10 protein-coding genes are annotated in these 7947 nt (G+C 70.7%); 6 read left to right on the top strand and 4 right to left on the bottom strand.

All coding sequences use genetic code 11. From position 1 onward, the window contains the following. From I4I78_RS27025 to I4I78_RS27010, 4 genes are all read left to right on the top strand, one after another. On the top strand, positions 1-399 hold a 399-nt coding region (locus tag I4I78_RS27025; protein ID WP_218614320.1), incomplete at its 5' end, for a C40 family peptidase. A gap of 31 nt (positions 400-430) precedes the next feature. After that, positions 431-1204, top strand: coding sequence for a J domain-containing protein (locus I4I78_RS27020; RefSeq protein WP_218614319.1), 774 nt, complete (start codon positions 431-433; stop codon positions 1202-1204). Next, positions 1204-1968 carry a hypothetical protein gene (locus I4I78_RS27015; protein ID WP_218614318.1) on the top strand — a complete coding sequence of 255 codons (765 nt, stop codon included), beginning with the start codon at positions 1204-1206 and terminating at the stop codon, positions 1966-1968. The genes I4I78_RS27020 and I4I78_RS27015 overlap by 1 nt, the downstream gene beginning before the upstream one ends. A gap of 27 nt (positions 1969-1995) precedes the next feature. Then, positions 1996-3822: a type IV secretory system conjugative DNA transfer family protein gene (locus tag I4I78_RS27010; RefSeq protein WP_218614317.1), complete on the top strand. Its 1827-nt coding sequence runs from the start codon at positions 1996-1998 to the stop codon at positions 3820-3822. Positions 3823-3841: 19 nt separating this feature from the next. Here I4I78_RS27010 and I4I78_RS27005 read toward each other — a convergent pair whose 3' ends face one another. Then, positions 3842-4423, bottom strand: coding sequence for a Fic family protein (locus I4I78_RS27005; protein WP_218614316.1), 582 nt, complete (start codon positions 4421-4423; stop codon positions 3842-3844). Next, complete coding sequence (locus I4I78_RS34325) at positions 4420-4620, bottom strand: antitoxin VbhA family protein (RefSeq protein WP_218614315.1); 201 nt, start codon at positions 4618-4620, stop codon at positions 4420-4422. Before I4I78_RS34325 ends, I4I78_RS27005 begins: the two co-directional genes overlap by 4 nt. Positions 4621-4957: 337 nt before the next feature. Here I4I78_RS34325 and I4I78_RS26995 point away from each other — a divergent pair, with 337 nt between their 5' ends. Together I4I78_RS26995 and I4I78_RS26990 are read left to right on the top strand one after the other, a co-directional pair. Then, the gene (locus I4I78_RS26995) at positions 4958-5290 is read left to right on the top strand and encodes a DUF6247 family protein (RefSeq protein WP_218614314.1); all 333 of its coding nucleotides are present in this window, start codon (positions 4958-4960) and stop codon (positions 5288-5290) included. Between the two features lie 4 nt (positions 5291-5294). After that, positions 5295-5552, top strand: a complete 258-nt coding sequence (locus I4I78_RS26990; protein ID WP_218614321.1) for a hypothetical protein — start codon at positions 5295-5297, stop codon at positions 5550-5552. A gap of 255 nt (positions 5553-5807) precedes the next feature. Here the strand turns inward: I4I78_RS26990 and I4I78_RS26985 are convergent, their stop codons facing one another. Together I4I78_RS26985 and I4I78_RS26980 are read right to left on the bottom strand one after the other, a co-directional pair. Next, positions 5808-6965, bottom strand: a complete 1158-nt coding sequence (locus I4I78_RS26985) for an ImmA/IrrE family metallo-endopeptidase (RefSeq protein WP_218614313.1) — start codon at positions 6963-6965, stop codon at positions 5808-5810. Then, entirely contained in the window at positions 6962-7684 is a 723-nt protein-coding gene (locus I4I78_RS26980; protein WP_218614312.1) for a hypothetical protein, read from the bottom strand. Before I4I78_RS26980 ends, I4I78_RS26985 begins: the two co-directional genes overlap by 4 nt. Between the last annotated feature and the right edge of the window lie 263 nt (positions 7685-7947).

Genomic DNA, 7947 nt, shown 5'->3' with positions numbered 1-7947 from the left:
GGCAAGCCCTACGTCTGGGGCGCCAAGGGCCCCGACGGGTTCGACTGCTCCGGGCTGATGCTCGCCGCCTGGGCCGCCGCCGGCGTGCCGGTCCCGGCCGGCACGGTCAACCAGAAGACCGCCGGCACCCCCGCCTCGATCGCCCAGATCGCCCCCGGGGACCTGGTGTTCATCCCGGGCTCCCTCGGCTCGCCGTCGAACCCGCGCCACGTCGGCATGTACGTCGGCAACGGCCTGGTCGTCAACGCCTACGACTCCTCCACAGGCGTCGTGCTGCAGCCGTTGAGCGACTGGTCCGACGAGGTCGTCGCGGTCCGCCACATCGCCGGGCCCGCCGGGCAGCCCGCACCCCCGGTGACCGCCGCGCTGGCTGACGCCACCCCGCGAGGTGGCCCATGACCACGGTTCTGTCGGTGCGGGGTGCTATCCGATGACCGTGCACCGCCACCCCGGGCGTGACCTCTACGCCGAGCTCGGCTTGCAGCCGGACTCGAGCGCCGAGGATGTGCGTCGCGCCTACCGGCGCCTCGCCCGCGAGCTGCACCCCGACCTGAACTCCGACCCGGCCGCGCTGGCCCGGTTCCGCGACGTCGCGGCCGCCTACGCGGTTCTCTCCGACCCCGTCCGCCTCGCCGACTACGACGCCACCCGCGCCGACGCTCAGGCCGCCGACGTTGATCCGGCGGCCGCGGCGGATCAGCCTCCGCCGCCCGGCGGCGTCGACTACGTCCCCGCCGGCCCGGCCGTCGCCTACACCGACTACGTCCCGACCGCGGCGGAGAGCTGGACGCCTCCGACCCCTCCCCCACCGCAGCCGGGCTCCTGGCCGCCTGGGTGGCCGGTCGGGCGGATCGATCCGCACCGCGGCCTGGGGCCGGTGCTGCTGGCCGCGTGGCGGATCGCGCCGCTGCCCCGCAGCCGATCGGGCAAAGCCTGCGTCGTGGCTGGGGTCGCGTTCGTCTACTGGGTCGCCGGGCCCGCCGCTCTCGCCCTGCTCCCCGCCGGGCCTCGGCCGTGGGTCGCGCTGGTGCTGCTGCTGATCGTGTGGGTCGCGGCGGCCTGCTGGGTTCTGCGCGCCCTGACCTGGGCCTGGTTCGCCCTCACCGACGCCACCCACCGAGCCACCGCACGACTACGCCGCACCACCGGCGGCAACCGCCGCGGCCCCTCCACCTCGGGGCCACCCCACGGAAGGCGCCACTGATGAGCTTCCTCGAACGCCGCCCAGCACCGGCGGCACCGGCAACCCGACCGCCCAGCGGAGCGCCCGCACCCGCCGCGAACCCCGGAGTCGCCCGGATCACCTGGCGGCACGAGGAACGCTCCGGATGGGCCCGGCTCCCCGACCAGGCCCTGCACCTTCTGCACTCGGCCGGATGGTGCCGCAATGCGGCGCTCGCCGCGTGGGCCCACGACCCCACCACCCGCCGCAGCCCGGACGGCACCCACTGGCACGACATCGACGCCTGGTGGATCAACACCGACACCCTGCTCAGCATCCGAGCACGCCGCCGCCTCGTCCCCGACGGCACCACAGCAGACGGCCGCCCGCGCCTGCGCCCAGGCAGCTCACCCTGGACCGTCCAGCTCGCCGCGCACCAGCTGACCGGGCCACCTCCGACGGTGCAGCGCTGGTCGCGACCACCCCAGACAGGCGAAGACTCCGCGGCTGGCCCTGACATCCGCACGACCGAATCGGCTGTCGGCCTACTCCCCCAGGCCGTTCAGGACGCCGTGGGCCGGCCCACCGGGCAGGGCGCGATCCGCACCTACCCACCCGCCGGCGGCTACAGCGACCAGGTCTACGCCCACCGCCGCCACGACGGCCGGCTCATCGCCGTCTCCGCGAGCCGGCAGGCCGGCGCCTTCCCCGACCCCGACACCGCGATCGACGCCGCGGACTGGCACGTCACTACCTACCAAGCGCAGGTCGGCCCGCCTGCTCACCACGCACTCGGCCGCGGCTGAGTGCGGATCTGATCCCAGGAGGACTCGATGGCAGTCACGGCACGGGCACAGGCCAGTCAGGAATGGCTGCTGCTGGGGATAGTGCTCATCGTGGTCGCCCCGGTGGTGGTGCTGGCGGTGCTGTCCATGGCGGCACTCGCGCTGGCCGGCGCTCTCGCTGGGGGGCCTGTTGCGTGGCCGAGCCTGCCCGAGGCGGTGATCAGCCTGGCCGCGCTGAGCGGCGAGTCGTTCGCGCCGTTGCCGGCGCCGTACGCGGCGCTCAGCGACCAGCGGGGCCTGTTCTGGGCGACGTTGGCGGTTTTCGTCGTGGTCGCCGCCGCGGTGGTGGTCCTGCTCGGCGTCCCGTTCTGGAGGCGGTGGGGTCCGACCCCGGCCGGGCATGCCACCCGCCGCGAGATGCGCCGCCAGGTCTCCCCTGCAGCCTGCCGCCAGCAGGCCCGCTACACCCGCCCGACCTTGCCGCCCGGGTCCCCCGCCGAGGAGATGGGGACACCGGTCGGCGAGGGAGCGGGCGGGCCCGTCGTCGTCCCGCACCGCCACCACGTCGGGATCATCGCCCCGACCCAGGCCGGTAAGACGCGGCGCCTGATCACCCCGATCGCGCTCGCCGCACCGGGCGCGATGTGGTGCCAGTCGACCAAACCCGACATCCTGCTTCACACCGCACTCGCCCGCACCCGCCGGTCCGGCGCGGGTCCCGTCCTGGTCCTCGACACCACCGACACCGTCTCCTGGCCGGCAACCCTGAAGTGGTCACCGATCACCGGCTGCGCCGACCCCGAGACCGCACGACGCCGGGCCATGACCCTCGTCGAGGCAGCCGCAGTCACCGTGGAAGCCGGCGACGGCCGTGGCGCCGGCAACGACCGAGTCTTCCGCGAACGCGCCGTCATGGTGATGCGCGCCTACCTAATGGCCGCCGCGCTCGACCCCACCGCCGGAGTGGACGACCTGTTGACGTGGGCGGCGAACCGGCAAGGCACAGCGCCGACGGAGATCCTCGCCAAACGCGGACACCCCAAGATCGCAGCCGACCTAAAGGCCGAGGCGAACATGACGGCCAGGACCGCGGACGCGGTCTGGATGAGCGTGCGCCGCGTCCTCGAACCCCTGGCCAGCCCCCGGGTGCGGGCCTTCTGCTCGCCGGCGCCGAATGAGGCGGTGGATCTGCGCTCGCTCATCGGCTCCGGCGGCACGGTGTATGTCGTGGCCGGGCGCCGCCAGGCCCCTGACTGGGTACCGCTGCTTACCGCTCTGGCCGAGGAGTGGCTCCACGCCGCCCAGGACATGGCGCTGGTGGGTCCTGGCGAACGCCTTGACCCGCCGGCGGTGGCGGTCCTCGACGAGCTCACCAACTCCACCCCGATGCCCGGGCTCCCCGACGTCATCTCCGACGCCGCCGGCCGCGGTGTGCTCACGCACTGGGCGGTGCAGTCGGTCGCCCAGCTCCAAGGCGCCTTCGGTGAAGGCCCCGCCGCGGCGCTGCTGGAGAACTCCAGCACCAAGGTCGTCTTCGGCGGTATCTCCGACGCCACGACCCTGCGGTGGCTCTCCACCGTGTTCGGCGAGCACGAGCAGCTACGCAGCCAGACCCAGACCGACGGATTCTTCGGCGGTGGCCGCGACACCCGCAGCGTCGAGACTGTCCCGACGATGCGCCCCGGAGATGTCCGCACCCTCGGCCAGGACCAGGTCCTGGTCGCGCATGGCAACCTGCGCGCTATTCGCGCCCGCACACGCGACCTGAGCAAGCGGCGCGACTGGCGCCACCTCAATGCCGACGCTGAGTCCATTCGTGGCGGCTACGCCGAAGTCAACGCCGATGGTTACTCGACTCTTCGTCCGCACGGGTGAATGCGCCCTCCGCTGACCGCTAGCTCGCCGGGCCCACCAGATCATCGAGCGCCCGCCGAAGGGGCTTGTGGTCGCCCTCGTGCGCGGCACGACTTGCGGCGATGTTGTCGGCTGGGTCGAGAAGTGCCCAGTCGAGGTTGTAGCCGGCTTCGCGTGCGAGCTGTGTGAGCAGCAGTCGTTGTGCCCGTCCGTTCCCTTCCCGGAACGGGTGCAGGTAGGTGAGCGCGCTCAACACATCGGTGAGCCCTCGCACGAACGCCGGACGGTCCCGTCCTCGTAGGTAGTCGCCGTCGGCGAGGTCGGCGAACACGGCCTCCCCTTTGACGGTGAGCTGATCGGGTGGGCAGAAGAGGTGCCGGCCCTTGCCCAGGGCCACGGTGCGCAGTTGACCGGCCCAGGAGTAGATGTCGGAGAAGATGTGCCAGTGCAAGCTCTGCAGCAGGGCGAGGTCGTAGCGCCCGGGCAGCGGGTTCTGCGTCAGTTCCGCGATCCGTACCGCGGTCAGCTCGGACTCGACTCGGGCGAGGGTCTCGGCATCGGTGATGGCGAAGCGGTTGCGAAGTACGCCGTGCTCGAGGTCCAGGTAGGGGTCCCAGCTCACCGGCGGTAGTGGGCCACGATCCTGGCGACAGCGTCGGCGTAGCTAACCTCGCCCGCGGCGACGTCACGAAGGACCGCCGAACCGAAGGGTCCAGGCTCCAGCCCGTCGACGCGAAGCGAGCCGAGGGCCTCGGTCACCGCGGTCCGGGGGTCGGACACGCCGACCCGGGATGTTCCGCTGTCGTTGACCAGTGTCATCGGACCCTCCAGTTCCTTCGAACGACTTCAGTCTCTCATAAGCGAGCAGTAGCCAAAGGCGGCGCGCAGCCGACCCACAGCCCAGCGGCTACTTCGCTGCCTGCGGGTCCTGCCTGCGAGACCGGTCCCTCAAGGCCCGACGCGACATCCAGGCGAGGGCTCATCTTGCGGGGGGCGGGCTGGCTGCCCAGGCACGGCACCGCACCGGTCGGGGCGTCTGGCGGCGGGGCGGCGGGTCGCTCTCACGGTCGTGCAACAGTCGACCTGGCCGTGGCGATCGTCGATGTGAGAGACGACTACGGACGCGCAGCGTCGCCTTGGGCGATACCGTCGGGATGTGACAGCCGAACCCACAAGCCGGGAGACCCCGACCCCTCCCCCGCCGGCCACACCGGGCGAGGTGCGGCGCGCGCTGCTCGCCGAGGAGGTCGGCCAGTTCGACCGCGAATGGCGGGCCGCCATGGCTCGCGCGGCCGAGGACCTCGACCTCACCGACGTCTACCGTGTCCTCGAGCGCTGGCGCGCCATCGCCGCGATGACCCGACATGACGCCGTCGCCCATCGCCGGATGCTCGACCGCGCCGATCGCGTCCTGGCCGGCGCCGAGCGCGGCACGGTGACCGCCGACGACCAACGCGCCATGATCGCCCGCCGGCTCGGCCAGCAGTAGCTCGATGTATCAGGTCGTCACCGACGGCGAGGTCAACGCCCAGGTCAACGCCCTGCCCGACGGGCTGCTCCCCCACTACGCCCAGGTCCTCGACCTGCTCGAGCTCGCGCCCTGGAGTAGCGAGCCCTACACCGACGCCAAGCCCGACGGTGTCATGCGCCGCCTGGCGTTCGGCCCGCCCGGATACACCGCCCAGGCGATCTTCCTGATCCTGGAACGCGAGCAACGCGTCGAGGTCCTGCGCGTGCTCTGGCTGCACTGATGGAAGCTCGCGGAGTGCTTGCTCGGCGGAGGCGTTCCGTCGCCGCCGGTCGTCGCTGCTGTCGGACTCGACGTTTTCCACCACGTGATGAGCGCGTTCTCACTTACCTGCACGTCGAGCGCGCGAGAGCGGGACTCCAGGGCTGAACTCCCTGACTCGGGGGATCCGCGCTCACCCCTCGCGCGACCCCGCGGAATCGCGGCCGCGGTGGTCCCTGGCAACCGCCCTGCGGCACCACGAAGATCGGTAGGGCGGTCAGGCTTGCTCGTCGATGCTGGTGAAGGTGACGGCTGGGCGGATCTCGGCGCCCCCGCAGGCATGCCAGATGCGTTTGACCTGCCCGATGGGCAGCCCGCAGTCATCGGCGAGTTGCGCGAGGGTGTCATCGGTAGGGCCGACCAGTTCGAGAGCTCGAGGCAGTAAGACCGGGGCTTCGGGTGGTCCGAGGCTGCCAGGTTCGGGGTAACCCCAGGTGCTGAGTTGCCGCATCCCTCGCTGGTAAGTCGTGGGGTTGATCCGGCCGAGGGTGTGAGCCCGTACGACTAGTGCCTTGAGGCTGATGCCCCAGCGTCGCTTGAGTTGGTGAAACACGACCCAGTCGAGCTTGTCGGGTAGATCGCCGATGATCTGAGAAGCCGGGGTGAGGAAGTCCGCGGCGAAGGTATGAGCCTGCTGCTCGACCAGGCGGGATCCGGGTTCGACGTCATGGTGCATGAGCAGGTGCCCGAGTTCGTGGGCGGCATCAAAACGGCTACGGGCCTTGTCCTGTTTGGCGGGGCTGAGTAGAACCAACGGGCGTTGGCCCTGTTGGTGGCTGAACGCGTCGACTTTCTTGCTGGCGTCCTCAAGCCGGACCACGGCGACACCGTGCGCCTCGAGGAGACGCACGATGTGCGGGACCGGGCCGGCAGGGATCCCCATCTCCTCCCGGGCCTGATCGGCGAGGGTGGCAATCGCTGACGGGTCGAGCTCGGCGGGGACGTCGAGTTCGGGCAGCCCGACCGGGGGGAGCTCGACGTGGTGTTCAAGGGCTGTGAACACAGCGAGGGCAAGCTCGCCAAAGGAGAGAGCTTGGTCGCGTTGCAGCACGGTCGTTGAGCGCAGGCTGCGAAAGTGCGCCCCAGCAGCGGACAACCCGGGGACAGGACTACCGGCGCGGAGAAACTCCACCGGGACCTCGAGGCAATCAGCGAGTTTCTCGAGCACCGGCAGGGTCGGCTTAGTCTGGCCTTTCTCGTACTGGGTGATCGCCGATGGGGTGATGTCAACGGCGCGGGCCAGACGGGTCCTGGGCCATGCAGTGAGGCGGCGAGCGAGCGAGAGGCGGGCCGGATCGAAGTCGACTACGACCCCAGCAGCGCGGCGGGCAGCAGCGCGCTGCCGTGCCTGGTGCAGCTCGTCGGGCTTGTTCATGCTCCCGCCGGCCGCGAGCGGCCGTCTCGCTCGATCTTGTCGGTGCGGCGGGCCAGAGACAGCGGGGGCTCACCGAGGGCGTCGAAATCGCCGGGTCCGACCGGCAGCGGCCCGTTCGTGGGATCGAGACGAGTAGCTCCGCGGCCGGGGTTGTCGCCGAGGAGCGCGACCGCATACCAGGGCGAGTTACCCAGCCTCGGGAATCCGACCCAGGAGCGGGTAGAGCCGTCGTCGAAGCCCTGCCAGAGCAAGTGCAGGTGCTTGAGCAGGGCAGGGTCGTTCGGCTGCCCTGGCAGCGGGCCATAGGTCTCGAACAACGTGCCCTTTGCCGGCATGTACGCCTTGGAGTTGGCCTCGGCGCTCACCATACGAACTTCGCTCTCCGCCCAGTTGATCAAGTGCGGATCCCAGCCTCGGGTACGGGATCTGGCCTTGCTGATGTGCAGGACTCGCCCCTGGTGACTCAGCTCCAACGTGCTGGGCTTGCGGGCCGTGACCCCGTCGACACCCTGGAAGTGACTGACCGCGAGGTTGCAGACGTTGCGACTGGACTGCACCCCGAGAGTTACCGCGTCGTCCCCAAGGACCGACTCGAAGCGGTCCAGGTTCTTCCACCAGACTGTGGCTGTGAGCTGACTCAGGTCCCGAAGGACACCTTGGCCGTTCCAGTCCAAAACGACCTGGTCCAGCATCGCGCGTGCTGCAGAGTCCTCGTCCACGCCCACAGTTGTAGCAGAACACGCAGAGTTTGCTTGAATATTGAGCGGAGCGGCTTGTCGAGCGGGGCGAATGAAGTGCCCAGCGGTCACACTCGCTGCTGACCGGCGCCGCGGCCAGCATCACGACCAACGGCCGCCACACCTGGCGCGTCGCCGCCCCTGGCGTAATCCCGCCGACCGACCACTGACGGACAACGCGGCACCTAGTGCCCGATAATGTTGCGTTATCGGACCCCAGCGGGTCTGCGCAGGTCACGGCGGGT

This window comes from Pseudonocardia sp. KRD291 (assembly GCF_019263595.1).
GTDB lineage: Bacteria > Actinomycetota > Actinomycetes > Mycobacteriales > Pseudonocardiaceae > Pseudonocardia.
Note: the sequence above shows the minus strand (reverse complement) of the source record. Positions and strands in the feature narration are given on the sequence as shown.

What these genes read in the sequence shown, in the direction of transcription:
- I4I78_RS27020 (WP_218614319.1), top strand. Translation starts at nt 431, where the DNA reads ATGACCGTGCACCGCCACCCCGGGCGTGACCTCTACGCCGAGCTCGGC.
- I4I78_RS27015 (WP_218614318.1), top strand. Translation starts at nt 1,204, where the DNA reads ATGAGCTTCCTCGAACGCCGCCCAGCACCGGCGGCACCGGCAACCCGA.
- I4I78_RS27010 (WP_218614317.1), top strand. Translation starts at nt 1,996, where the DNA reads ATGGCAGTCACGGCACGGGCACAGGCCAGTCAGGAATGGCTGCTGCTG.
- I4I78_RS34325 (WP_218614315.1), bottom strand. Translation starts at nt 4,620, where the DNA reads ATGACACTGGTCAACGACAGCGGAACATCCCGGGTCGGCGTGTCCGAC.
- I4I78_RS26990 (WP_218614321.1), top strand. Translation starts at nt 5,295, where the DNA reads ATGTATCAGGTCGTCACCGACGGCGAGGTCAACGCCCAGGTCAACGCC.
- I4I78_RS26985 (WP_218614313.1), bottom strand. Translation starts at nt 6,965, where the DNA reads ATGAACAAGCCCGACGAGCTGCACCAGGCACGGCAGCGCGCTGCTGCC.